This is a genomic window from Paracoccus sediminicola (genome assembly GCF_027912835.1).
GTDB lineage: Bacteria > Pseudomonadota > Alphaproteobacteria > Rhodobacterales > Rhodobacteraceae > Paracoccus > Paracoccus sediminicola.
In genome coordinates, this window is the sequence record NZ_CP115768.1 from 2,206,010 (window position 1) to 2,230,114 (window position 24,105).

General features: G+C 62.0%; 22 protein-coding genes. 13 read left to right on the top strand and 9 right to left on the bottom strand.

Translation table 11 applies throughout. The features are described from left to right. The first annotated feature begins 120 nt into the window (after positions 1–120). From PAF18_RS10955 to PAF18_RS10975, 5 genes are all read left to right on the top strand, one after another. Positions 121–1,731 carry a PQQ-dependent sugar dehydrogenase gene (locus PAF18_RS10955; protein WP_271115759.1) on the top strand — a complete coding sequence of 537 codons (1,611 nt, stop codon included), beginning with the start codon at positions 121–123 and terminating at the stop codon, positions 1,729–1,731. A 214-nt stretch (positions 1,732–1,945) separates the two neighbouring features. Beyond that, a complete protein-coding gene (locus tag PAF18_RS10960) occupies positions 1,946–3,091 on the top strand; it encodes a phosphoserine transaminase (RefSeq protein WP_271115760.1) in 1,146 nt (381 codons plus the stop codon). 102 nt (positions 3,092–3,193) lie between these two features. Beyond that, positions 3,194–4,783 (top strand): phosphoglycerate dehydrogenase, encoded by a 1,590-nt coding sequence (gene serA / locus PAF18_RS10965; RefSeq protein WP_271115761.1) that lies wholly within the window; start codon positions 3,194–3,196, stop codon positions 4,781–4,783. 70 nt (positions 4,784–4,853) lie between these two features. Then, a complete protein-coding gene (locus PAF18_RS10970; protein WP_271115762.1) occupies positions 4,854–5,609 on the top strand; it encodes a metallophosphoesterase in 756 nt (251 codons plus the stop codon). 155 nt (positions 5,610–5,764) lie between these two features. After that, positions 5,765–6,226, top strand: a complete 462-nt coding sequence (locus PAF18_RS10975) for a CreA family protein (RefSeq protein ID WP_434802217.1) — start codon at positions 5,765–5,767, stop codon at positions 6,224–6,226. Here PAF18_RS10975 and PAF18_RS10980 read toward each other — a convergent pair. Next, a complete protein-coding gene (locus PAF18_RS10980; RefSeq protein ID WP_271115763.1) occupies positions 6,180–6,968 on the bottom strand; it encodes a sugar transferase in 789 nt (262 codons plus the stop codon). The genes PAF18_RS10975 and PAF18_RS10980 overlap by 47 nt on opposite strands. A 163-nt stretch (positions 6,969–7,131) precedes the next feature. On the opposite strand from PAF18_RS10980, the gene PAF18_RS10985 reads away from it, so the two are divergent. From PAF18_RS10985 to PAF18_RS11000, 4 genes are all read left to right on the top strand, one after another. Continuing rightward, positions 7,132–7,587 (top strand): universal stress protein, encoded by a 456-nt coding sequence (locus PAF18_RS10985; protein ID WP_271118112.1) that lies wholly within the window; start codon positions 7,132–7,134, stop codon positions 7,585–7,587. Positions 7,588–7,661: 74 nt separating this feature from the next. Continuing rightward, positions 7,662–8,219, top strand: a complete 558-nt coding sequence (locus PAF18_RS10990; protein WP_271115764.1) for a NifU family protein — start codon at positions 7,662–7,664, stop codon at positions 8,217–8,219. After that, positions 8,212–8,799: a tRNA (adenosine(37)-N6)-threonylcarbamoyltransferase complex dimerization subunit type 1 TsaB gene (tsaB, locus tag PAF18_RS10995; RefSeq protein ID WP_271115765.1), complete on the top strand. Its 588-nt coding sequence runs from the start codon at positions 8,212–8,214 to the stop codon at positions 8,797–8,799. The genes PAF18_RS10990 and tsaB overlap by 8 nt, the downstream gene beginning before the upstream one ends. Positions 8,800–8,810: 11 nt before the next feature. After that, entirely contained in the window at positions 8,811–9,206 is a 396-nt protein-coding gene (locus PAF18_RS11000) for a GNAT family N-acetyltransferase (protein WP_271115766.1), read from the top strand. A gap of 117 nt (positions 9,207–9,323) precedes the next feature. Here PAF18_RS11000 and secA read toward each other — a convergent pair whose 3' ends face one another. Then, positions 9,324–12,029, bottom strand: coding sequence for a preprotein translocase subunit SecA (gene secA / locus PAF18_RS11005; protein ID WP_271115767.1), 2,706 nt, complete (start codon positions 12,027–12,029; stop codon positions 9,324–9,326). 201 nt (positions 12,030–12,230) lie between these two features. Between secA and PAF18_RS11010 the strand changes: the two genes are divergently transcribed. From PAF18_RS11010 to PAF18_RS11025, 4 genes are all read left to right on the top strand, one after another. Continuing rightward, positions 12,231–13,283, top strand: a complete 1,053-nt coding sequence (locus tag PAF18_RS11010; protein ID WP_271115768.1) for a peptidylprolyl isomerase — start codon at positions 12,231–12,233, stop codon at positions 13,281–13,283. Next, positions 13,283–14,650 carry a bifunctional glutamate N-acetyltransferase/amino-acid acetyltransferase ArgJ gene (gene argJ, locus PAF18_RS11015; protein WP_434802218.1) on the top strand — a complete coding sequence of 456 codons (1,368 nt, stop codon included), beginning with the start codon at positions 13,283–13,285 and terminating at the stop codon, positions 14,648–14,650. The genes PAF18_RS11010 and argJ overlap by 1 nt, the downstream gene beginning before the upstream one ends. Positions 14,651–14,716: 66 nt before the next feature. Then, on the top strand, positions 14,717–15,115 hold the full coding sequence (locus PAF18_RS11020) for a (deoxy)nucleoside triphosphate pyrophosphohydrolase (protein ID WP_271115769.1): 399 nt from the start codon (positions 14,717–14,719) through the stop codon (positions 15,113–15,115). A 75-nt stretch (positions 15,116–15,190) separates the two neighbouring features. Next, positions 15,191–15,316, top strand: coding sequence for a hypothetical protein (locus tag PAF18_RS11025; protein WP_271115770.1), 126 nt, complete (start codon positions 15,191–15,193; stop codon positions 15,314–15,316). Positions 15,317–15,500: 184 nt separating this feature from the next. On the opposite strand, the gene PAF18_RS11030 is transcribed toward PAF18_RS11025, so the two are convergent. The 7 genes from PAF18_RS11030 to PAF18_RS11060 all read right to left on the bottom strand — a co-directional run bounded on the left by PAF18_RS11030 (position 15,501) and on the right by PAF18_RS11060 (position 24,036). Beyond that, positions 15,501–16,721 carry a phenylacetate--CoA ligase family protein gene (locus tag PAF18_RS11030; protein WP_271115771.1) on the bottom strand — a complete coding sequence of 407 codons (1,221 nt, stop codon included), beginning with the start codon at positions 16,719–16,721 and terminating at the stop codon, positions 15,501–15,503. A 50-nt stretch (positions 16,722–16,771) separates the two neighbouring features. Then, positions 16,772–17,593: an ABC transporter ATP-binding protein gene (locus tag PAF18_RS11035; RefSeq protein WP_271115772.1), complete on the bottom strand. Its 822-nt coding sequence runs from the start codon at positions 17,591–17,593 to the stop codon at positions 16,772–16,774. Between the two features lie 60 nt (positions 17,594–17,653). Then, positions 17,654–18,934 (bottom strand): ABC transporter substrate-binding protein, encoded by a 1,281-nt coding sequence (locus PAF18_RS11040; RefSeq protein WP_271115773.1) that lies wholly within the window; start codon positions 18,932–18,934, stop codon positions 17,654–17,656. A 51-nt stretch (positions 18,935–18,985) separates the two neighbouring features. After that, on the bottom strand, positions 18,986–20,062 hold the full coding sequence (locus tag PAF18_RS11045) for a branched-chain amino acid ABC transporter permease (protein ID WP_271115774.1): 1,077 nt from the start codon (positions 20,060–20,062) through the stop codon (positions 18,986–18,988). Positions 20,063–20,203: 141 nt separating this feature from the next. Further along, a complete protein-coding gene (locus PAF18_RS11050; protein ID WP_271118114.1) occupies positions 20,204–21,190 on the bottom strand; it encodes a branched-chain amino acid ABC transporter permease in 987 nt (328 codons plus the stop codon). 30 nt (positions 21,191–21,220) lie between these two features. After that, the gene (locus PAF18_RS11055) at positions 21,221–22,054 is read right to left on the bottom strand and encodes an ABC transporter ATP-binding protein (protein WP_271115775.1); all 834 of its coding nucleotides are present in this window, start codon (positions 22,052–22,054) and stop codon (positions 21,221–21,223) included. Continuing rightward, the gene (locus tag PAF18_RS11060; protein ID WP_271115776.1) at positions 22,051–24,036 is read right to left on the bottom strand and encodes an AMP-binding protein; all 1,986 of its coding nucleotides are present in this window, start codon (positions 24,034–24,036) and stop codon (positions 22,051–22,053) included. The genes PAF18_RS11055 and PAF18_RS11060 overlap by 4 nt, the downstream gene beginning before the upstream one ends. Positions 24,037–24,105: the final 69 nt, after the last annotated feature.

Consider the following 24,105-nt stretch of genomic DNA (forward strand, 5'->3'; position numbering starts at 1 on the left):
TAGGGTCTGGTCAAATTTTCAGGGTTTTTCCGTTATTAATCAGCATTTTTCGTTGTTTCATAAGCGGATTTTCGCTTAGATTGGGGCGAGTATTACCTGTCCAAACGAGTGGTTTTTTCAATGCGCCGTATCCTGCTGCTAGTGTCTGCACTGCTGATTTTCTCGGTCCTCGCCTTTGCGTTCGGCTTTCAGACCGGGCTCAGGAAAACGCCGCCATTCGAATTCGTTGTCAAGTCGTTCCGGCTGCTGAAACCTCTGGACGAGGTTGAAACCGCGCCGCTCGTGCAACTGGATATGTCGGACCGGAAGTTTCTCGACTCCACCATCCTCCCGGTTCACCAGCGCGAAATCGTCGTTTCGAATGCGCAAGGCATGCCCATGCAGCTTATCGGTGTGGCTCCGGCGGGGGAATCGGAGACGCTGATTGTCACCGTAGACGGCACGATGCTCCGCATGAATGCGAAGAGTTGCGACAGCAGCGATTGCGTCCGTCAGGTTGGTCGGCTGGTTCGGCCCGACGGCACATCGATGAATGACAGTTATGACATTCTTCCCATCGAAACCGACGGCACTCGGGAATGGTATATTTCCTATGGTCAGGAGGCACGCGACGGATTTTCCAAACAGCTTGTCATCAGCCGCTTTACCCCGCCTCAGGACGGCGACCCCGATCAGCTGGTGACGGTCGAGGATCCGTTCTTCCGCTCGACCAGCTTTTCGCTTCGGAACGAACATTCGAAGCGTTCGGGCGGCGGGGCGATGGTCTATGATCCGCAGGTCGGCGACATCGTCATCACCGTCGGGGATTACAGCCTGAACGGGATCAGCAACGTCTTCGAGGGTCCGATCCCCCCATCGCAAGATCCCGATACGCACCTGGGAAAGACGTTACGCGTCGACCTCGAAACCGGTGAGGCGCGGATCATCGCCATGGGCCACCGCAACCCCCAGGGCCTGTCCATCTCGCAGGACGGAGAGTTGATCGCGACCGAGCACGGGCCGAAGGGCGGCGACGAAATCAACCTGATCGAAGAGGGCAATAATTACGGCTGGCCCTATGTGTCGATGGGCACGCTTTATAACGAGTATACCTTCCCGCAGCAGCCGGTGAAGGAAGGCGAGCCGCATGGCGGTTATACAGCGCCGCTGTTTGCCTATATGCCCAATCCGGGCATCAGCGCGGTGATCCATGTCGAGGGTTTTCACGAGGCATGGGACGGGGATCTGATGGTCGCCACGCTTCGCGGGCAATCGCTGATGCGCGTGCGGCGCTGGCCGGGCGGTGGTTACACCGAGCAGATCTATATCGGCGACCGGATCCGTGATCTGGACGTGATCGGCGAGGATATGGTGCTGGTAACCGATGGCGGCAAGATCATCATCCTGACCGCGATCGAGGATCTGGAGCTGGCACGGTCCGCAACCGGGCTGATCAACAACATGACTGCGCTCGAAAGCTGCGGTTCCTGCCACAATGTCAGCAACCCTGTCTCGACGAACTCGGCGCCGCATCTGCATAATATCGTTGGACGGGAAATAGCCTCGGCCAGCGATTACGACCGCTATAGCGAAGGTCTGTCCGCGAAACGTCCCGAAACCTGGGATATCGAATCCCTCGAAGCGTTTCTCCGCGCGCCGCAGAATTTTGCGCCCGGCACCTCAATGCCCACGCTGGATCTGTCCGATGCGGATATCAGAGAGCTGAAGGAACTCTTGCCGCTGCTTCGATAGGATCGGAAAGGTGCACAGCCTTGGGAAGGGTTGTCTGCGCAGAAGGTCGCATCGGCTTCGCGGCGAGGATGCCGTCTTAGTCAGAGCCAGACCCTGACAGCGCTGTTTAGAAAAAAATTACGCTAAAGCCTTTGCAATCGTCCCGCGCCGCGCGTATTCCCGGCAGCGGGACACCCCTCCCCAACGAGGGGCTTTTGCCTGGAAGGGTAACATCATGGCGAATACGCAACCGGCTGCGCGGCCGGAAAACCCGCGCTTTTCTTCTGGCCCCTGCGCCAAGATCCCCAATTACAATCTGGACATGCTCTCTGACGCGCCTCTGGGCCGCTCGCACCGTGCCGCCATCGGCAAGGCGAAGCTGGCAGAGGCGATCGAGCTGACGCGCGAGGTGCTCGGGGTCCCGGAGGATTATCGGATCGGCATCGTGCCCGCCTCGGATACCGGCGCGGTCGAGATGGCGATGTGGTCACTGCTGGGCGAACGCCCGGTCGAGATGCTGGCCTGGGAAAGCTTCGGCGCCGGCTGGGTCACCGATGTGGTCAAGCAACTGAAGCTGGATGCCAAGGTGCAGACCGCCGATTACGGCAAGATCGTGGATTTCGGATCGGTGGATTTCGACCGCGACGTGGTGTTCACCTGGAACGGCACGACCTCGGGCGTAAGGCTGCCCGGTGGCGACGCGATCCCCGCAGACCGCGCCGGGCTGACCATCTGCGACGCGACCTCGGCAGCCTTCGCGATGGAGCTGCCGTTCGACAAGCTGGATGTTGTCACCTTCTCCTGGCAGAAAGTGCTGGGCGGCGAAGGCGGGCATGGCGTGCTGATCCTGTCGCCCCGCGCCGTCGAGCGGCTTGAGAGCTATACCCCCGCATGGCCTCTGCCCAAGATTTTCCGGCTGACCAAGGGCGGCAAGCTGATCGAAGGCATTTTCCGCGGCGAAACGATAAACACGCCCTCGATGCTCTGCGTCGAAGACTATCTGGTTGCGCTGAACTGGGCAAAGTCTGTCGGCGGGCGGCAGGGTTTGATCGACCGTGCCACGGCCAATGCGCAAGCGGTCTGGGATTTCTGTGACAGCCGCGACTGGATCGCCAATCTGGCCGAGGATCCGGCGACGGCATCGACGACCAGTGTCTGCCTGAAATTCAGCGATGACCGCATCGTGGACGGCGCCGCCTTCGCGAAAGCCGTCGCCAAGCGGTTGGAGAAAGAAGGCGTCGGGCTGGATATGGGCGCCTATCGCGACGCGCCGCCCGGTCTGCGGATCTGGTGCGGCTCGACGGTGGAAACCACCGATGTCGAGGCGCTGCTGCCCTGGATCGAGTGGGCCTTCCACGAAGAGATCGCGGCGCAGAGCTGACATGCCGGACCGGGGGCGTCGCCCCCGGACCCCCAGGATATTTCAATCAGGATGAAACGCGCCGCGGCCGCGTGCCCCGCGCATCCGCTAAAGGAGCATCACATGCCCAAGGTTCTCGTATCTGACAAGCTGTCGGAAACCGCCGTCCAGATCTTCCGCGACCGCGGGATCGAGGTCGATTTCATGCCCGAGCTGGGCAAGGATAAGGAAAAGCTGGCCGAGGTGATCGGCCAATATGACGGGCTGGCTATCCGGTCTGCGACGAAGGCCACCGAGAAGCTGCTTGAAAAGGCCGATAATCTCAAGGTGATCGGACGCGCCGGAATCGGCGTCGACAATGTCGATATTCCCGCTGCCTCGAAGAAAGGCGTGATCGTGATGAACACGCCTTTCGGTAACAGCGTCACCACAGCTGAGCATGCCATCGCGCTGATGTTCGCTGTCGCCCGCCAACTGCCCGAGGCGAGCCTTTCTACCCATGCCGGGAAATGGGAAAAGAACCGATTCATGGGTGTCGAGCTGTTCAACAAGACGCTCGGGCTGATCGGCGCGGGCAACATCGGCTCGATCGTCGCGGATCGCGCGCTTGGGCTGAAGATGAAGGTGCTGGCCTATGACCCGTTCCTATCAGAGGAGCGCGCCGACCAGATGGGCGTGAAGAAGGTCGAACTGGACGAACTGCTCGGCCGCGCAGATTTCATCACCATGCATGTGCCGCTGACCGACAAGACCCGTAATATTCTCTCGCGCGAGAATATCGCCAAGACGAAGAAAGGCGTGCGCATCGTGAACGCGGCGCGCGGCGGGCTGATCGACGAAGAGGCGCTGGCCGAAGCGCTGCAATCGGGCCATGTTGCCGGGGCTGCTCTGGATGTTTTCGCGACCGAACCGGCGACGGAAAGCCCGCTGTTCAATTTGCCCAACGTGGTCGTGACACCGCATCTAGGCGCCTCGACCACCGAGGCGCAGGAGAATGTGGCGCTTCAGGTGGCCGAACAGATGTCGGATTACCTGCTGACCGGCGCCGTGACCAACGCGCTGAACATGCCCTCGGTCACCGCCGAGGAAGCCAAGATCATGGGGCCGTGGATCAAGCTGGCCGGGCATCTGGGAAGCTTCATCGGCCAGATGACGGATGAGCCGATCAAGTCGATCAATGTGCTTTATGACGGTGTCGTCTCTGAAATGAACGTCAATGCGCTGAACGCCGCGGTCATTGCAGGGGTGATGAAGGCTGCGAACCCGGATGTGAACATGGTTTCGGCCCCCGCCATCGCAAAGGAGCGCGGCATCCAGGTCGCCACCACGCGGCAAGAGGCGGGCGGCGTGTATGATGGCTATATCAAGGTTACTGTCGTCACCGATGAACGCGAGCGGTCCATCGCGGGCACGGTGTTCAGCGACGGCAAGCCGCGCTTCATCCAGATCCGCGGGATCAATGTCGATGCCGAGATCGGCGAGCATATGCTGTATACGCGCAACAAGGACGTGCCGGGGGTGATCGGCGCGCTCGGCTCGACCCTGGGTGAGCTGGGTGTCAACATCGCCAATTTCCAGCTGGGCCGCACCAGCTCGGGTGAGGATGCGATCGCGATCCTGTATCTCGACGAGGCGATGTCGGACGAAGCTTTGGCAGCGCTGGACAAGACCGGAAAATTCCTGCAGGCGCGGGCCTTGCGTTTCGAACTCTGAGGCGTCAGCGTCCGGTCAGGTTCACGCGCCCGGCGGTCGATCCGCCGGGCCTTTTTGCGGGGCGGATCTCATGCAGCAGGACGATCATCCTCCGGTGTATGCGCTTGGCGATGTGCACGGTCAGCTTGAGCTGCTGAAAGAAGCCCATCGCCTGGCAGAGATGGATGGCGGCGCGGCGGCCCGGATCATCCATCTTGGCGATCTGATCGACCGCGGCCCGGATTCGCGCGGGGTCATCGAGTATCTGATGGAAGGGCAGGCGATTGGGCGGGATTGGCTGGTGGTGAAGGGCAATCACGATCACAAGCTGCCCCGTTTTCTCGAAGATCCGCGCTGGCTGGACCCGGGCCCTTCGCGTCCGCAGTTCTGGACCGCCGACCGCAATAACGGCGCTGCCGCGACCTTTGCGTCCTACGGGATCGAGGGTGCTGACGAGATGGATCTCGATGAGTTGCATCGGCTCGCGGAGGCCGCGATCCCCGCCGAGCACGCTTCCTGGCTTGACGAGCTGCCGCTGTACCGGACCGAACCCGGCGGGCTGGTCTTCGTGCATGCGGGCATCAGGCCCGGTATCCCCCTGGATCAGCAGTCTCCGACCGATCTGATGTGGATCCGCAAGCCGTTCCACGATTCCGCAGCCGATCATGGCGCGCTGATCGTTCATGGGCACACGCCGGTGAAGCGCGTGACGCATTACGGCAACCGGCTGAATCTCGATACCGGCGCGGCCTTTGGCGGGCCGGTTTCGATCGTTCGATTGGACGGGACGGATATACGTCTTCTGACCAGGGATGGTCCGATCCCTGTGGCTCCGCAGCCGCGCTGAGCCGGTCGCTGGCTGATCGCCGCAAAAATCGACCGTGATTTCTGAGGGCTGGAACGGAACGAAGCCCGAGGCTGTGCGGTTGAAAGCCCACAGACAATACGCATTTGTCGTTCGTGACCGACACGCCGGCTCGCCAACCGCCCCAGAGGAGAAAGATGTTGAAGAAGCTAATCGCCGCCCTTGCCCTGACCGCTACCCCGCTTGCCGCCGAAGAGGTCGCCGAGATCGGAGTGGACTGGGTCGGAAACGACATCGTCATAGAGGCGTTTCAGGACCCTGAGATCAGCGGCGTGACCTGCCATCTTTCCTATTTCTCACGTTCGGTGATCGACCGGCTCAGCCAGGGCAACTGGTTCGAGGACCCTTCAAACAGCGCCATCGAATGCAGCCAGACCGGACCGATCACGATGGACGAAGTCTCTAACAGCAGCGATGGAGAGAACGTGTTTTCAGAGGGCCGCTCGCTGGTTTTCAAGTCGCTGCGGGTGAAGCGGATCTATGACGAGAAGAACCAGGTGCTGATCTATCTGGCGCATGCCAATGAGGTGACCGAGGGCTCGGCCAAGATGGCTATTTCGACGGTGCCGATCCGGGCCGCCGCGAACGCTGCCGAGTAGCCTCGGACCCGCGTTTCTTGCGCGGACGGTCGAAACCGGGAATAAGCGCGAGGAATGTCTTCCACATGATCCAGGCGTCCAGCCAGGGCGACGCGGCGCGCTGGTAAACCAGCTCGATCCGCAGCTTTGTCGGCAGGCAGCGCGCATAATAGGCGCGCTCGGTCTGTTCGGCGGTTTTGCAGCCTGCCATGATCCGGTCCTCATGGCGATGATAGATCAGCGTCGCAAGCCCGGTCACGCCGGGCCGCGTCGTCAGCACCGCCCCGTAAAGTGACGGAAAGCGTGCAACATATTCCGGTAGTGGTGGCCGGGGACCGACGAAGCTCATATCGCCGATGAGGATATTGAACAGCTGCGGCAGCTCATCCAGACGGGTGCGCCGCAGAATCCGGCCAAGCGGAGTGATCCGCCAGTTCTTATGTGCACCTGTCGCGCCGCCATCCTCGGTCACGCGAACCATCGTGCGGAACTTGAACTGCTTGAACGGCTCTCCGGGGGCCTTCATCCGCGCGCCGCTATAGATGATCGGGCGACCCTGAGTGATCAGGAGAAGCAAAGCCACGATGATCATCGGCAAGGCAAGCACGGCCAACATTACGATTGCAAGCGACACATCGACGACGCGCTTCACACGGCGACGATAAAAGCTGTTATCATGGGAAGAACTGTCCAGTTGCCATAACTCTGCCTCGGTTACGGCTTGGCGGTGCTCGACCATTTCCCAATTCTGGTAAAGCGTCAACGATCGGACCCCGCTCAACTTCTATAGTTACCTAAATTTTCTTTAACACAAAGGCATTAGCGTTGTAACATGCGTTGTTATCGAAACATCGCAACCTGTTGCCGGTTTGGCTCAAATGCGGCAGATTGATGCCGAGAATTTGCTGCCGATCGGATGGCTGAGTATGCGTAAGTTTCTGGTAATACTTGACGAATCTCCGGAATGCCAGAATGCGATGCGTTTCGCGGCGATGCGGGCCTCTCGCACATCCGGGGGCGTGGTCGTGCTGGCCATCATCCCGCCCGACGCGATCCAGCATGGCATCGGCGTCGCCGAGCTGATGCGGCAGGAGGCCGAGGATCGAATCACGTCCCAGTACCAGGTCTTCGCCAAATGGATGCGGGACAGCCAGGGCATAGATCCCGAGCTGGTGATCCGGGAAGGTGACATGACCGCGCAGCTTCTGGCCCATCTCGGCAGCGACCCGGATATCGGCGTGCTGGTTCTGGGGGCGAGCGCCGGAAAGGACGGGCCGGGACCGCTTGTCAGCCGTCTCCTACGAGATCTGTCGGGCCTTCCCTGCCCCGTCACACTTATCCCCGGAGATCTGTCCCGAGACCGGCTGGCCGCGATCTCCTGAGCCGCGGCGCGCCGGTCTGCATGGCTTGACCGAAGCCGGCGCACAGCCCATATGACACCCAAAGGAGCCAGCCCATGTTCATCCAGACCGAAACCACGCCGAACCCCGCCACGCTGAAATTCCTGCCCGGCCAGCCGGTGCTGGACGAGGGCACAGCCGATTTCACCACCGCCGAATCCGCAGCGGCGTCGCCTTTGGCGCAGCGCGTCTTCGCTGTGAGCGGCGTCACTGGCGTCTTTCTCGGCACCGATTTCGTGACAGTGACCAAATCCGATGACAGTCAGTGGGATCACATCAAGCCGGCCCTGCTTGGTGCAATCATGGAACATTATCAATCCGGCGCGCCGGTCATGGAAGGAACAGCCGAAAAGGTCGGCCATGCCGAACATAGCGGCGAAGACGAAGAGGTCGTGACTCAGATCAAGGAACTGCTCGACACGCGCGTCCGCCCGGCCGTGGCGCAGGATGGTGGCGACATCACCTTCCACGGCTTCGATCGCGGCGTGGTCTATCTTCATATGCAAGGCGCCTGCGCGGGCTGCCCCTCCTCGACCATGACGCTGAAGATGGGGATCGAGAACCTGCTGCGCCACTATATCCCCGAGGTGACCGAGGTGCGTCCGATTGCCTGACGATCTTACACTTGGCTTCGACAGTTCGGCCGCGCATTGCGCGGCCGCTTTACTGTCGGGTGACGCGCTGATCGCAGAACGCCACGAAGAGATGTCGAGGGGTCAGGCCGAGCGACTGTTTCCCATGATTAACGATCTGCTGGAAAGTGCCGGTGTAGCCTGGACCGATCTGGCACGTATCGGCGTCGGAATCGGACCGGGCAATTTCACCGGTATCCGCATCGCTGTCGCGGCCGCTCGGGGGCTGGCGCTGTCATTGCAGATCCCGGCCATTGGCATTTCTGCGACCGAGGCGCTCGCCTCGGGGCTGCCGCGCCCGTGCCGGATCGTGATACCCGGCAGGCGCGGTATGATCATCTGGGAAGATTTCGGCAGCAGCGGAGCCGGGCCGCGCCAAATGCCGGCCGAGACGCTGCCGCCGGGCCCGCCGGTGCTGACCCCGATCCGCGGCATCGCCCATGGTACGGCGCTGCTGGCCCGTGCCCGTGACAATGGCGAGCAGCCGCGCCCCGCGCCGATCTATCTGCGCGCCGCCGACGCAGCTCCGGCACGGGACGCTGGGCCGGTGATGCTGCCGTGACACCAGCGGCCTTGACCCGGCTGCACGCCGCCTGCTTCCACATCCCGCGACCCTGGCGTGAAGCAGAGTTTGCTTCGCTTCTGGCTGAGCGCGGCGTCTTCCTCTGTGCCGAGGCAGATGGTTTCGCGATGGGACGGGTGGTTCTGGACGAAGCCGAACTGCTGACCCTTGCCGTCGCACCTGAATCCCGCCGCGCCGGGCTGGGCGGAAGTTTGCTCGCAGAATTCGAGGACCAAGCGTGCCAGCGCGGAGCCGTCACCGGGTTTCTGGAAGTGGCCAGCGACAACCGCCCCGCCCTCGCCCTTTATCTGCGGGCCGATTGGGTGCAGGTCGGACGTCGCCCGCGCTATTACGCGCCCGGGATCGACGCAATTCTGATGCGCAAGGCGTTGATACCCACGTGCTGACCGGGGCGCTGCCCCGGACCCCGGGATATTTCCGTCAGGATGAACCATCGCCTTCTCACCCTGACCAAAATATCCATCTCAAGTCACGACATGGCGCGTCGCTTCGATCTTGCGGGATCAGGTGAGCCGACCGTGGCAATGCTTGAATTTCGAGCCCGAGCCGCAGGGGCAGGGATCGTTGCGCGATGGATTGCCCCAGGTCGCCGGATCGTTTTCGTCAAAGCCCGGCGCCGCGGCAGAGGCAGCCCCACCCCGTGTCTCTTCATGTTCCGGCGTCATCTGGCTCTGCTGCGCTTTCTGTTGATCCTGATGCTGGCGCATCATCTGTTCCCGCTCTTCATCGGTCAGCGGGCGGATCCGGGCGAGTTGCTGGGTCACGTCTGAGCGCAGCCCGTCGAGCAGACTTTCGAAGAGCTGGAAACTCTCGGTCTTATATTCCGATAGCGGATCACGCTGCGCATAGCCGCGGAAGCCGACAACCGAGCGCAGATGTTCCAGCGTCAACAGATGGTCGCGCCATTTCTGGTCGATGGCTTGCAGCAGGATCTGCTTCTCGATCTGGCGCATCGTCTCGGGACCGAAGTTCTGCTCTTTCTCGGCCATATATCTGTCGGTGGCCTCGACAAGGCGTTCGCGCACCACATCCTGATCGACACCATCTTCGGCGGCCCAGTCCTCGATGGGAAGGTTCATATTCAATGTCTCGACGGCCGCCTTCTGCAATCCCGCCGCATCCCATTGTTCGGCATAGGCGCGCGGCGGCAGATATTCGTCCACCAGATCGTCGATCACCTGATGGCGCATATCGGCGGCGATTTCGCCGACCTCTTCGCTGTCCATGATCTCGCGCCGCTGGCTGAAGATCGCCTTGCGCTGATCGTTCATGACATCGTCGAATTTCAGCAGCTGCTTGCGGATGTCGAAGTTGCGGCCTTCAACCTTGCCCTGCGCCCGCTCCAGCGACTTGTTGACCCACGGGTGGACGATGGCTTCGCCCTCTTTCATGCCGAGTTTCGACAGCACGGAATCCAGACGTTCGGACCCGAAGATCCGCATCAGATCGTCTTCCAGCGACAGAAAGAACAGCGAGCGCCCGGGATCGCCCTGACGGCCCGAACGGCCCCGGAGCTGGTTGTCGATCCGGCGGGATTCGTGGCGCTCGGTGGCCAGCACGAACAGCCCGCCTGCGCCCAGCACCTTGTCCTTGTCAGCAGCGTGCCCGGCCTCGATCTTTGCGCGCAATTCGTCGGGATTGGCTTCGGGGTCTGCGTCGAGCGCCTGCATCACCTTCATATCGACATTGCCGCCGAGCTGAATATCGGTGCCACGACCGGCCATGTTGGTCGCAATGGTCACCGCGCCGGGCTTGCCCGCCTCGGCCACGATATACGCTTCCTGCTCGTGCTGGCGGGCGTTCAGCACATTATGCTTGATCCCCGCCTTGTCGAGCATCTGCGACAGCATCTCGGATTTCTCGATGCTGGTCGTGCCGACGAGGATCGGCTGGCCCTTGCCATGCGCCTCTTGAATAGCCTCGATCACGGCGGCGTATTTCTCGGTCCCGGTGCGATAGACGCGGTCATGTTCATCGACCCGCGCGATAGGCTTGTTGGTCGGCACTTCGACCACGCCGAGCTTGTAGATATCGGCGAATTCCTCGGCCTCGGTGGCCGCGGTGCCGGTCATGCCGGCCAGCTTGTCGTAAAGGCGAAAATAATTCTGGAAGGTGACCGAGGCCAGCGTCACGTTCTCGGGCTGAATCGCCACGCCCTCTTTCGCCTCGATCGCCTGGTGCAGACCATCGGACAGGCGCCGGCCCTTCATCATCCGGCCGGTGAATTCGTCGATCAGCACCACCTCGTCATTCTGGACGATATAATTCTGGTCCCGCTGGAACAGCTTATGCGCCCGCAGAGCCTGATTGGCGTGGTGCACGATGGTGGTCGATTCCGGGTCGTACAGCGTCTGGCCCTCGGGCAGCACCCCGGCATCGGAGAGAAGCTGCTCCAGCTTTTCGTTGCCCTCTTCGGTGAAGGTCGCATTGCGGGTCTTTTCGTCGAGCTTGTAGTCTTCCTCGGTCAGCTGAGGAATGAACTGGTTCAGCGTCTTGTACAGCTCGCTGCGGTCCTGCGAAGGGCCCGAGATGATCAGCGGCGTCCGCGCCTCGTCGATGAGGATCGAGTCGACCTCATCGACGATGGCAAAGGCATGATCGCGCTGCACCATCTGGTCGACGCTGGATTTCATATTGTCGCGCAGATAGTCGAAGCCCAGCTCGTTATTCGTCGCATATGTCACATCGGCCTGATAGGCGGCGCGCTTTTCCTCATCCGGCTGGTAGGGATAGACCACCCCGGTCTTCATGCCGAGCGCGGCGAAGACCTTGCCCATCCATTCCGCGTCGCGCTTGGCCAGATAGTCGTTGACGGTCACGATATGCACACCACGGCCCGACAGCGCGTTCAGATAGGCGGGAAAAGTCGCAACAAGCGTCTTGCCTTCGCCCGTCTTCATCTCGGCGATATTGCCCTGATGCAGGAAAATTCCGCCGAGAAGCTGGGTGTCGAAGGCCCGCAGGCCGAGCGCGCGGCGCGCGGCTTCACGGCAATTGGCGAAAGCCTCGGGCAGAAGCGCGTCGAGATCCTCGCCGTTCTGGAAACGTTTCTGCAATTCGCGGGTCTTGGAAATCAACTCTTCGTCAGAGCGGGCCTGGCTATCAGGCTCCAATCCGTTGATCTTCGCCACCAGCGGGCGTGCCGATTTCACCTTGCGGTCGTTGGGCGTACCAAAGACCTTCTTCGCCATATTGCCTAGACCCAGCATCGTCACTCCGGCCGTGTTGTTTCGGGAAGGCTGCGGGGATCGGCCCCTTGCCCGGACCGTCCGACCTGCCATATCAGTGCAGGAAATAAACGGCGCGGGCGCGCCTTTTCGGTTGCGCCGGATTTAGGCCCGCGCCCATGCCGTGTCAACGCTTGCTCCCCGCACCATTGCGTGCGCGGGCCTCATTCCAAGGGAGACTTCATGTTCAAGCTTACCGCCTCTACCGCCGCGCTGATCGCCGCGCTCTCTGCCGCGCCTGCCCTGGCGCAGGACACTGAGACCGACTCGACCGAGACCACCGCCACCGAAGCCAGCGAAGCGCCTGCCGATAGCGGGGCCGCGACGGAAAGCGGACCGGCCACCGCCGAGACTGGGGGCGAAGACGAGGCTGCGGACAGTGCAGATAGCAGTGCCGACGCGGACAGCGCGGACAGCGCCGCGCAGGATGGCGTCGCACAATCGGAAGCGCCCGCTGCCAATGCCGACCCCGCCACGGTCGTTGCCACCGTCAACGGCGAAGACATCACGCTTGGCCAGATGGCGGCCATGCAGCTGCGCATGCCGCCCGAGATGGCACAGATGCCAGCGGAAGAGCTATGGGACGCCATGCTGGACGAGATGATCCGCCAGGCCGCGCTGGCGCAGCTTGGGGAAAGCGATCAGACGCCGCTCGACCAGGCGGCCCTGGTCAACCTGCGGCGCGACTATCTGACCCGCGCCGCGATGGCTCAGATCGTCGATTTCGAGCCGTCCGATGACGAAATCCAGGCGGCCTATGCCGAAGCCTTCCCCGAGGATGATCCGATCAACGAATATGACGCGGATCACATTCTCGTCGAAACCGAAGAGGCCGCCAACGCCATCATCGAAGAACTCGAAGGCGGCGCCGATTTCGCCGAGCTGGCGGCCGAACGTTCGACTGACACCGGTTCGGCGCAGAACGGTGGCGATCTGGGCTGGTTCACGCTGGACCGCATGGTCCCCGAATTCAGCACCGCCGTCGAAGGGATGGAGCCGGGCAGCACGTCCAGCGAACCGGTGCAATCGCAATTCGGCTGGCATATCATCAAGTTGAACGAGACCCGGGTGATGGAGCCGCCGGCGCTCGAAGAGATTCGCCCCCAGCTTGTCGAACAGGTCCGTCGCGAGCGGCTCGAATCCGAGGTCGAGAAGGTGACGTCGGAAGCCACGGTCGAGCGTAGCGAAGATCTGGACCCGGCCCTGCTGGAGCAGAACATTCTCGGAGTGGAGTGATGGCAAAGGGCGAGAAAAAGGCCGGCGCTGATAAGAAAAAAGCGAAGAAGGGCAAACCGTCCAAAGCCCAAAAGCTGACCCGCAAGGCGGCAAAGCTGGCCCGGGCGGCGATGCCTTCAAGCTCTGCGCCGCCAGTCTCGCCCCTTGCGCCTGACAACTTTCCCGATCTGCCGGTCATTCCCGGCGTCGAATTCGCCTCCGCTGCGGCGGGGGTGAAATACAAAGGCCGCACTGACGTGATGCTGGCCCGGCTGGCGCCAGGCACATCCGTCGCAGCCGTGTTCACCCGTTCATCGACTCGGGCCGCCTGCGTTCTGGACTGTCAAGAAAAGCTCGCCGCGCCCGCAGATACTTCGCATGGCGCGGCCATCATCGTGAATTCCGGCAATGCCAACGCCTTTACCGGCAAGGCGGGCCGCGAGGCGGTGGACCGGCTGACCGGTGCAGTGGCCGAGAAACTGTCGATGCCGGCCAGCCGGGTGTTTTCCTCTTCGACCGGTGTCATCGGGGAGCCATTGCCGTGGGAGCGCATCGCAGCCGTGCTGGATGAGGTGCGCGGCAGGCTGGATCCGGACGGCGCCGAAGACGCCGCGCGGGCGATCATGACCACCGACACCTTTCCGAAAGGCGCGGGGATGATCCTCGACGCCGGGCGCGGCCAGATCCGCATCGCCGGGATCGCGAAGGGTTCAGGCATGGTCGCGCCGGATATGGCGACGATGCTCGTCTATATTTTCACCGACGCGAAGATCTCGGCAGAAAATCTCCAGAAGATCCTATCCAGGCAAGTCGATGAGAGCTTCAATGCGATCACCGTCGACAGCGACACCTCGACATCCGACGCGCTCCTCCTCGCCGCCACCGGGCAGTCGGACAGCGATGAAATCACCGATCTGCGCTCGAAAGAGGCGCGGCGCTTTGCCGATGCGCTCGGTGCCGTGATGTTGGATCTGGCGCAGCAGGTGGTGATGGACGGCGAGGGCGCCTCGAAATTCGTCGAGGTGCAGGTGACGGGCGCTAAAAGCCGCGCTGACGCCCATCAGGTTGCCATGGCCATTGCCAACTCGCCGCTGGTGAAGACCGCGATTGCGGGCGAGGACGCAAATTGGGGCCGCGTGGTGATGGCCGTGGGCAAATCCGGCGCAGAGGCCGACCGCGACCGGCTGACGATCCGCTTCGGTGACATGGTGGTGGCCGAGAATGGCTGGCGTGCACCGGGCTATGACGAGGCCGAGGCGAGCGCCTATATGAAGAATGACCGCCTGGTTCTGGGGGTGGATCTGGGCATCGGCGAGGGGTCGCGCACGGTCTGGACCTGCGATCTCACCCATCGCTACATCGACATCAATGCCGATTACAGGTCGTGACGCCGCAGCGGGGGCTGTGCGCCCCCGCACCCCGCAGGATATTTTCATCAGGATGAAGCCGAACGCATGAAGATGGTGCTGGTCGCCGCCGTGGCGCTGATCGACAAGGATGGGCGGGTGTTGCTGGCGCAGCGCCCAAAGGGGAAATCCATGGCCGGTCTGTGGGAATTTCCCGGCGGGAAGGTCGAACCCGGCGAGACACCGGAGGCCGCGCTGATCCGCGAGTTGAAGGAAGAGCTGGCGGTTGATACACACGCCTCGTGCCTCGCGCCGCTGACCTTCGCGAGCCACGCATATGATGATTTTCACCTGCTGATGCCGCTGTTCGCCTGCCGGAAATGGCAGGGCGTGCCGCAACCTCTGGAGGGGCAGCGTCTGGCCTGGGCAAGGGCTGGCGAGCTTCGCAGCTATGAGATGCCGCCGGCGGATTTGCCGCTGATCCCCATCCTGCAATCCTGGCTGTGACAGCCTCGGCGTCGCCGCGTTAACCTTTTCGCAATCATTTCTGGCGATAGTCGCGACTGTAGCGCAGGAGCCTTTATGATTCGCACCATCACAATCGGCAGCCATATCTCGGTTCAGGGTGTTTTCGAACGCAGTATCGCGGATGGAAATATCGAGGTCCGGGTCGGCACTAAAACCTATCGCGGCAAGCCAGTCAGCTGAGGGGCGACGTATTTCTGCGCTGATCCGGTCATGGATCTCTCCGGGCGTCGGAACATGGTTCCGGCGCCTTTTTTCTTTGCAGGAACGGCATTTCGGCGAGCGCACCCGTACTGAAACTGAACAGACGGGGTGCCGCAGGAAGCACCCGGACAGGGCCAGGTGAGTCTAAGATTTTCAGCTTCCCTCAATCGTAGCGGCGCCGATCCTCGATCACCAGACCGTCATTGGGCAAGCTGTTCGGCGCGACGATTTCCACTCTGCCCTTCATTTTCAGCGTCTCGATCACCGAACCCGCATATTCGGCATCGGCAGAGCGTGGGCTCTCGATCTGAACGGTCATGCTGTCCATCTCGCCCTCGCGATCGGCGATGACGCGCGCCCGGGTGATCTCGGGGTGGCGCGCCACCAGCGAGGCGACCTGCTCGGGGCGCACGAACATGCCCTTGATCTTGGTCGTCTGATCGGCCCGGCCCAGCCAGCCCTTGATGCGCATATTCGTCCGCCCGCAGGGTGAGCCGCCCGGCAGCACCGCCGAGAGATCGCCGGTCGCAAAGCGCACCAGCGGATAATCGGGGTTCAGCGTTGTGACCACCACCTCGCCCACCTCGCCCTCGGCCACCGGATCGCCGGTGCCGGGACGCACGATTTCGACGATCACGCCCTCATCGACGATCATCCCGTCCATCGCCTCGGATTCATAGGCGATATTGCCCAGATCCGCCGTTGCATAGCATTGCAGCGTCTGGATGCCACGCTCGGCGTAATCGCGGCGAAGCGAGGGGAACAGCGCACCGCCGCCCACCGCCGCGCGGGTGATCGAAAGCGTCTCGCCCAGCTCATCGGCACGGTCGAGGATGATGCGCAGAAAATCCGGCGTGCCGGCATAGACAGTCGAGCCCGCATCGACGGCAGCACGAACCTGAAGATCGGTCTGCCCGGTCCCGGCGGGCAGCACCGCCGCATCGACCGCGCGGGCGCCGGATTCGAACATCATTCCCGCGGGCGTCAGGTGATAGCCGAAGCAGTTCTGCACAATATCGCCCCGCCCGACCCCGCAGGCGTGAAGAAACCGACCGAGCCGCCACCAGTCACCCTCGCGCCGACCTGGTTCATAGATCGGGCCGGGCGACTGGAAGATATGATCGAATTCCGAAGCAAGCCGTGTCGCGAAGCCTCCGAAAGGCGGGTTCTTGGCTTGCGCCTCCGTCAGCTCGGATTTGCGGATCACCGGCAGCGACGCCAGCGCCTCGCGGTTCCGGATCTCCTCTGGCTCGACATCGCGCAGCAACCGGGCCAGAGCCGGTGCCGTCTTGGCCCGGCCGATCGCGGCGGGCAGCGCCGTTTCCAGCCAATCCGCCCGCTCTTCGGCGTCACGGGTTTCCAGCTCGTCATAAAATCCGGCCATCGCTCCACCCTTTCCGTTTCAGTTCCCGCCCCCAGTCTGCCCGCGCAGCTTCAGGACAGCCAACGCTTGCGGCGACGATATGACCGCACGTCGCGGAAGCTCTTGCGGCCCTCATCCGACATGCCGAGATAGAATTCCTTCACATCCGGATTCTCGCGCAGCGCCTTCGCCTCGCCATCCATCACCACCCGGCCGTTTTCGAGGATATATCCGTAATGCGCGAAACGCAGGGCGACATTGGTGTTCTGTTCGGCCAGCAGGAAGGTCACACCCTCGCCCTCGTTCACCGCCTTGACGATATCGAAGATCTGTTCGACCAGCTGCGGCGCGAGGCCCATTGACGGTTCATCCAGCAGGATCGTCTCGGGGCGCGACATCAGCGCGCGGCCCATCGCCACCATCTGCTGCTCGCCGCCCGAAGTATAGCCGGCCTGAGACTTACGACGCTCGCGCAGGCGGGGGAAGTACTCATAGACCATTTCGAGGTCCTGCTTGATCGCCGCACCGTCGCTGCGGGTATAGGCGCCGGTCAGCAGGTTTTCTTCGACCGTCAGATGCTCGAAGCAGTGGCGGCCCTCCATCACCTGGATCACACCTTTCTTCACCAGCGCCGCCGGGTTCTGATCGGCCACACGCTCGCCGCGATAGATGATGCTGCCCTTGGTGACCTCGCCGCGCTCGCTGGCCAGCAGGTTGGAAATCGCCTTCAACGTGGTGGTCTTTCCGGCCCCGTTGCCGCCGAGAAGCGCGGTGATGCTGCCTTTCGGCACCGACAGGCTGACCCCCTTCAGCACGAGGATCACGTGATTATAGATCACCTCGATATTGTTCACTTCGAGAAGCTTTTCCTGAGTCTGCGTGGCGTCCAGCATGATCGGTCCCCGGTCTTGAAATGTCCCGGCGACAGGATCGCCGCCGGGACGGGAGGATGCTCAGCAATCCTTCGGCGTAATGCCGTTCTCTTCCGCATAGGCGGTCGAGTCGGCTTCGATCAGCGGCTGCAGGATCTCGTTATCCGGCTCGATGAAGTCGGTGATGAGGTTCCATTGCTGCGCGCTGGCGTCCCATTGCTGGATGCGCGCCTTGCCATTGCCGCCATGGTTGGAACAGCTCAGCTCGAAAGCCGGGCCGAAATCGGGCAGACCGATCTCTGCCAGCCGCTCATCGGTCATGTTCAGCGTCTCGAAACCCTCACGCAGCTGCGTCGCGTCAATGGCAGAAGTGCCCGCGATCTCCTGCGCGTTTCGGATCGCCTCGGCGATGACCACCGCCGCATACATGCCGCGCGAATACACCGCCGAACCGACATGCTCGCCGCCCTGGCTGGCCAGCCCCGGCTCGATCACATGGGTCTGGAGATCTTCGTAAAGCGGATAGTCCGTACCCACCCCGTTAAAGGTCAGCGCCTTGTAACCGTCGGACCCATCGCCCGCAGGCTCTACGTCGATTTCCGAGCCGGTCCACCAGATGCCGATGAAATTCTCCATCGGGAAGCGGATATTGGCGGCTTCCTGAACCGCGACCTGGTTCATCACGCCCCAGCCCCACATCAGCACGTAATCCGGCTGATCGCGGCGGATTTGCAGCCATTGCGATTTCTGCTCCTGCCCGGGCGCCTCGACCGGCACTTCGATCAGCTCGAAGCCGTGCTTTTCGCCAAGATCGGTCAGGGTGCGGATCGGCTCTTTGCCATAGGCGGAGTTGTGATAGACGAGCGCGATCTTCTTGCCGCTCAGATCGCCGCCATTTTCGTCCAGCAGATACTTGATCGCGACCGAGGCCCCGTCCCAGTAATTCGCCGGCGCGTTGAACACCCAATCGAAGATCTGGCCGTTCTTGGCCGAGGTGCGGCCATAGCCGGGCGTGTATAACACCCGCTCATCCACCGAGACCTTGGGGATCAGCTGATAGGTGATCCCGGTCGAAAGCGGGTTGAAGACCAGCCCCTCCGCCTTGAGCGATTCATAGCATTCCACGCCCTTCTCGGTGTTATAGGCCGTCTCGCATTCCGGGACCTGGATCATCTCGCCGCCGATGCCGCCATCGCGTTCATTGAGCAGGGTGAAATAATCGTTGAACCCGTCCGCGTATTGCGTGCCGCCCGCGCCATAGGCGCCGGTGCGATAGGACAGGTTCGGGACCACCAGATCGGCCATCGCCGGTGCGGCGGCCATCATCGCCCCCGCCGTCAGAGCCACAAGTTTGGTTTTCATCGTCTTTCTCCTCCCAGAGGTTGATTGCGCCGGCTGCCCCGGTTCTGGTTGTTAATGCGGGAACGGCCACAGCCGCAGTTTTTCCTTCACAAGCTGCCAGAGCCGGGCCAGGCCATGCGGCTCGACAATCAGGAAGAAAATGATCAGCGCGCCCACGATCATCAGCTCGATATGGGCGGCAAGGTCGGTCGGCCAGCCCAGCGTGCCGACGAGAATGTTCTTCAGCACAACCGGCATCAGCACCATGAAGGCAGCACCCGCGAAGCTGCCGAAGATGGAACCCAGCCCCCCGATGATGACCATGAACAGCACCAGGAAGCTTTTATTGATGCCGAACGCCTCTCCCACCTCCGCCGCGCCAAGATAGACGGCGAATAGCAGTGCACCGGCGATGCCCACGAAGAACGAGCTGACCCCGAAGGCCGAAAGCTTCGCCGTCAGCGGATTCACCCCGATGATCTCGGCGGCGATATCCATGTCACGGATCGCCATCCATTTCCGCCCGATCATGCCGCGGGTCAGGTTACGCGCCACCCATGCGGCGAGGAAGACGAACAGCAGGCAGACCAGATATTTCGCCGCCGGGCTCGCCGCCGGGCCGGTCACCGCCCAGCCCAGCACGCTGCGCTCGGGCGCAGTGATCTGGCCCGAAGCCGAATAGTTATAGAACCACGGCACCTTGTTGAACAGCCAGACAAGGAAGAACTGCGCCGCCAGCGTCGCCACGGCGAGATAGAAGCCCTTGATCCGCAGGCTCGGCAGGCCGAATGCGATGCCGACCAAGGCCGTAATGCCGCCAGCCAGAAGAATATGAAGCAGGATGCTGACATCCGGGAAGGACGTCATCAGCTTATAGACCGAATAGGCCCCCACGGCCATGAAGCCGCCCGTGCCGAGGCTCACTTGCCCGGCATAGCCGGTCAGGATATTTAGCCCGATCGCTGCAATCGCATAGATCAGGAAGGGCAGCAGCACCGCGCTGGCCCAGTAATCGTTGATGACGAACGGCACCACCATCGCCGCGAGGCCGAGAATCACGTAATAGGAAAATCGGTCCAGCTTGATCGGGAAGGTCTGGCCATCATCCTGATAGCTCGTCTTGAAGTCGCCCGCCTCACGATAGAACATGCCGGTCCTCCGGATTGCTGCCGCCGAAGCGGGGGTTTTCCACCCCCGGACCCCCGGAGGATATTTGCGTCAGGGTGAAAGCGGCGAGCGGGGTTCGCCCTGATCCCAATATCCCCGCCGGAGGCATGGCAACCGTCATCGTCACACCCTCTCGATGATGCGCTCGCCGAACAGCCCCTGCGGGCGGAAGACGAGGAAGATCAGCGCCAGAACATAGGCGAACCAGTTCTCGGTCGCGCCACCGACCAGCGGGCCGACCCAGAATTCGAAGAGCTTCTCGCCCACCCCGATGATCAGCCCGCCGACAATCGCGCCGGGGATCGAGGTGAAGCCGCCCAGCATCAGCACCGGCAGCGCCTTCAGCGCGATGAGGCTCAGCGAGAACTGCACGCCGGACTTGGTGCCCCACATGATGCCGGCGACAAGCGCGACGAAACCGGCGATGGACCAGACCATGATCCAGATGAATTGCAGGCTTATACCGACCGACAGCGCTGCCTGGTGATCATCCGCCACGGCGCGCATTGCCCGGCCCTGCTTGGTATATTGCGAAAAGGCGACGAGGGCGGCGACCAGTAGTGCCGCGATGATCGTGGCCCATATATCCAGCCGGTCGATGAAGAACCCGTATCCGAACCAATTGGCGGTCGTCTGCTCGATACTGTCGGAAATCCCCTGCGGCAGCCCGACATCCAGCGTCTTGATGTCGGCGCCCCACATCACGTCGCCCAGACCTTCGAGGAAATAGGCCAGCCCGATGGTCGCCATGAACAGGATGATGGGCTCCTGCCCGACAAGATGTTGCAGCACCAGCTTTTCGATCGCGATGGCGAGGATCACCATCACCCCGGCGGTCAGCAGGATCGCCATGACGGGTCCGACGGTCCAGCCGAAATTCTCCAGATGAGTGCCGAAGGCGGCGTTGATCAGGTGGCGGAAGGGCACCTGCCCTTCCATGATGCCGACCAGCGTCAGCGCCGCGAACAGCGCCAGCACGCCCTGCGCGTAGTTGAATACGCCCGACGCCTTGAAAATCAGCACAAAGCCGAGCGCGACCAGCGAATACATCACCCCGGTCATCAGACCGTTCAGGAGCACCTCGGCAGAGAAGATGAGCTGGTCCATCAGAAGGCTCCTGTCAGGTGGCTTCGGGAAATATCAGTCATGGGAGACCCCCAGATAGGCGTCGATCACTTCCTGATTGTTGCGCACCTCATCCGGGGTGCCGTCGCCGATCTTGCGACCGTAATCCATGACCACGACCCTGTCGGAGAGATCCATCACCACGCCCATGTCATGCTCGATCAGCACAATGGTGGTGCCGAATTCATCGTTCACGTCGAGAACGAAACGCGACATGTCCTCTTTTTCCTCGACATTCATGCCCGCCATCGGTTCGTCGAGCAGCAGGATCTGCGGCTCGGCGGCAAGCGCCCGGGCCAGTTCGACCCGCTTCTTCAGCCCATAGGGCAGACGTCCGACCGGCGTCTTGCGGATATTCTGGATCTCGAGAAAATCGATGATCCTTTCGACCTGCTCACGGTTTTCGATCTCTTCCCGCTCGGCCGGGCCCCACCACAGCGCCTGCGATAGGAAACCGCTTTTCGTCTTGTTCAGCCGGCCGGTCATGATGTTGTCCAGCACCGTCATGCCGTCGAACAGCGCAATGTTCTGGAAGGTGCGGGCGATGCCCAGACGCGCCACCTCATAGGGTTTCATCGGTCCGCGCTTATAACCCTTAAACCAGACTTCGCCCTCTTGCGGGATGTAGAAGCCCGAGATCACGTTCAGCATCGAGGATTTCCCGGCGCCGTTCGGCCCGATGATCGCGCGGATCTCGCCGCCGCGCACGTCGAAGCTGATATCCTTGATCGCCTCGACCCCGCCGAAACGCAGCGTGATATTACGCAGATCCATCAGCACGCCGCCGATCTGGCGTCCATCCGCGGTGGTATAGCCCTGATCGGGAATATCGGTCTGCAACTGAGTCATTCCGCCGCCACTTTCTGCTGTGCCGTGCCGAAGGTCTGCACCTCTTCGATCTTCAGCGTCGCCTTGATCTTGCCCTTGCGACCGTCCTCATAGGTGACTTCGGTCTCGGTATAGACGCTGTCCGAGCCGTCATAGAGCGCGGTTACCAGCTCGGCGAATTTTTCGTTGATGACGGCGCGGCGGACCTTGCGGGTCCGGGTCATCTCGCCATCATCGGGGTCCAGCTCCTTGTGCAGCACAAGGAAGCGATGGATCTGGCAGCCGGCCAGCATCTCATCCTCGGCGACCGAGGCGTTCACCGCCTCTACATGCTCCTTGATGGTGGCATAGACCTGCGGATGACCGGCCAGTTCCTGATAGGAGGCATAGGCGATATTGTTCCGCTCGGCCCAGTTGCCGACCGCGTTCAGATCGATATTGATCATCGCGGTGCATTCCTCGCGGCCATTGCCGATCACCACGGCTTCGAGGATGTTCGGATAGAATTTCAGCTTGTTCTCGACGTATTTGGGCGCGAACATGCTGCCATCGGCCATTTTTCCGACATCCTTGGCGCGGTCGATGATGCGCAGATGCCCGCTGGCGTCCTCGATGAAACCGGCGTCGCCGGTGGCCACCCAGCCCTGCGCATCCTTCGTCGACGCGGTGCTTTCTGCGTTCTGGTAATATTCCACGAAGGTGCCGGGGCTGCGATAATAGACCTCGCCACTCTCGGCAATCTTCACCTCAACCCCTGGCGAGGGCACCCCGACCGTGTCGGAACGCACCTCGCCGTCGGGCTGCTGGGTGATGAACACAGACGCTTCGGTCTGGCCATAGAGCTGTTTGAGATTGATCCCGAGCGAGCGGTAGAAATCGAAGATTTCCGGGCCGATGGCTTCGCCGGCGGTATAGCCGACGCGGATACGGCTATAGCCCAGCGTATTCTTCAGCGGGCCATAGACGAGGATGTTGCCAAGCCCGTATGCCACCCGGTCGCCAAAGCCCACGGATTTGCCGTCCAGCAGCTTCGGACCGACGCGGTTGGCGACCTTCATGTAACGGTGGAACAGCCATTTCTTGATCCGCCCCGCATCTTCCATGCGGATCATTACGTTGGTCAGCTGCCCCTCGAAAACCCGCGGCGGCGCGAAGAAATAGGTCGGCCCGATCTCGCGCAGATCGGTCATCATGGTGGCGGCGCTTTCCGGGCAATTCACGGTGAAGCCCGTCCACATCGCCTGCCCCATCGAAAAGATGAAATCGCCCACCCAGGCCATCGGCAGATAGGCCAGAACCTCGTCGCGATGGTTCAGCCCGTCGAATTCCGAGGTGTTCTTCGCGGTCTCGATGATATTGCGGTTGGACAGGACGACGCCCTTGGGCTTGCCGGTTGTGCCCGAGGTATACAGCATCACGCAGGTGCTGTCGTAATCCAGCCCCGCAATCAGCCGGTCGAGTTCCGCGCCCAGCCGGGTCGCGGCGGCCCGCCCCTCATCCTGCACGTCGGACAGCGCGTTCATCTGGCTGTGGTCGTATTTCCGCATGCCACGCTTGTCGGTATAGATGATCTGTTCGACATTACGTGGCGCGTCGGGCATGCCCTGCACCTCCAGCACCTTGTCGACCTGTTCCTGATCGCCGCAAACGACGAAACGCGCGCCGCAATGGCCCAGCACATAGGCCATCTCTTCGGCGACCGCATCCTGATACAGAGGCACAGGGATCGCACCGCACATTTGCGCGGCGATCATCGACCAGTAATGCGCCGGCCGGTTGCGCCCGATCACCGCGACATGGTCGCCCGGCTTCAGCCCCAGAACGAGCATCCCCAGCGCCAAGGCGCGGATTTCCTCGGCGGCCTCGTGCCAGGTCCAGCTCTGCCAGATGCCGAATTCCTTTTCCCGGTAGGCGGGACGGTTGGCCAGCGTCTTGGCGTTCCGCGCCAGCAAGGCGGGTATGGATTGCAGACCCGCATCGGCGGGCGCGGCAAGTGTCGCCATGTCTCCTCCCTGTCCGGCCAGATTGGCTGATTGGCCGGTTGATCGCCGCCGCGGCTCCTCCGCCCCGTT

What these genes read in the sequence shown, in the direction of transcription:
- PAF18_RS10955 (WP_271115759.1), top strand. Translation starts at nt 121, where the DNA reads ATGCGCCGTATCCTGCTGCTAGTGTCTGCACTGCTGATTTTCTCGGTC.
- PAF18_RS10960 (WP_271115760.1), top strand. Translation starts at nt 1,946, where the DNA reads ATGGCGAATACGCAACCGGCTGCGCGGCCGGAAAACCCGCGCTTTTCT.
- serA (WP_271115761.1), top strand. Translation starts at nt 3,194, where the DNA reads ATGCCCAAGGTTCTCGTATCTGACAAGCTGTCGGAAACCGCCGTCCAG.
- PAF18_RS10970 (WP_271115762.1), top strand. Translation starts at nt 4,854, where the DNA reads ATGCAGCAGGACGATCATCCTCCGGTGTATGCGCTTGGCGATGTGCAC.
- PAF18_RS10975 (WP_434802217.1), top strand. Translation starts at nt 5,765, where the DNA reads ATGTTGAAGAAGCTAATCGCCGCCCTTGCCCTGACCGCTACCCCGCTT.
- PAF18_RS10985 (WP_271118112.1), top strand. Translation starts at nt 7,132, where the DNA reads ATGCGTAAGTTTCTGGTAATACTTGACGAATCTCCGGAATGCCAGAAT.
- PAF18_RS10990 (WP_271115764.1), top strand. Translation starts at nt 7,662, where the DNA reads ATGTTCATCCAGACCGAAACCACGCCGAACCCCGCCACGCTGAAATTC.
- secA (WP_271115767.1), bottom strand. Translation starts at nt 12,029, where the DNA reads ATGCTGGGTCTAGGCAATATGGCGAAGAAGGTCTTTGGTACGCCCAAC.
- PAF18_RS11010 (WP_271115768.1), top strand. Translation starts at nt 12,231, where the DNA reads ATGTTCAAGCTTACCGCCTCTACCGCCGCGCTGATCGCCGCGCTCTCT.
- argJ (WP_434802218.1), top strand. Translation starts at nt 13,283, where the DNA reads ATGGCAAAGGGCGAGAAAAAGGCCGGCGCTGATAAGAAAAAAGCGAAG.
- PAF18_RS11020 (WP_271115769.1), top strand. Translation starts at nt 14,717, where the DNA reads ATGAAGATGGTGCTGGTCGCCGCCGTGGCGCTGATCGACAAGGATGGG.
- PAF18_RS11025 (WP_271115770.1), top strand. Translation starts at nt 15,191, where the DNA reads ATGATTCGCACCATCACAATCGGCAGCCATATCTCGGTTCAGGGTGTT.
- PAF18_RS11030 (WP_271115771.1), bottom strand. Translation starts at nt 16,721, where the DNA reads ATGGCCGGATTTTATGACGAGCTGGAAACCCGTGACGCCGAAGAGCGG.
- PAF18_RS11035 (WP_271115772.1), bottom strand. Translation starts at nt 17,593, where the DNA reads ATGCTGGACGCCACGCAGACTCAGGAAAAGCTTCTCGAAGTGAACAAT.
- PAF18_RS11040 (WP_271115773.1), bottom strand. Translation starts at nt 18,934, where the DNA reads ATGAAAACCAAACTTGTGGCTCTGACGGCGGGGGCGATGATGGCCGCC.
- PAF18_RS11045 (WP_271115774.1), bottom strand. Translation starts at nt 20,062, where the DNA reads ATGTTCTATCGTGAGGCGGGCGACTTCAAGACGAGCTATCAGGATGAT.
- PAF18_RS11055 (WP_271115775.1), bottom strand. Translation starts at nt 22,054, where the DNA reads ATGACTCAGTTGCAGACCGATATTCCCGATCAGGGCTATACCACCGCG.
- PAF18_RS11060 (WP_271115776.1), bottom strand. Translation starts at nt 24,036, where the DNA reads ATGGCGACACTTGCCGCGCCCGCCGATGCGGGTCTGCAATCCATACCC.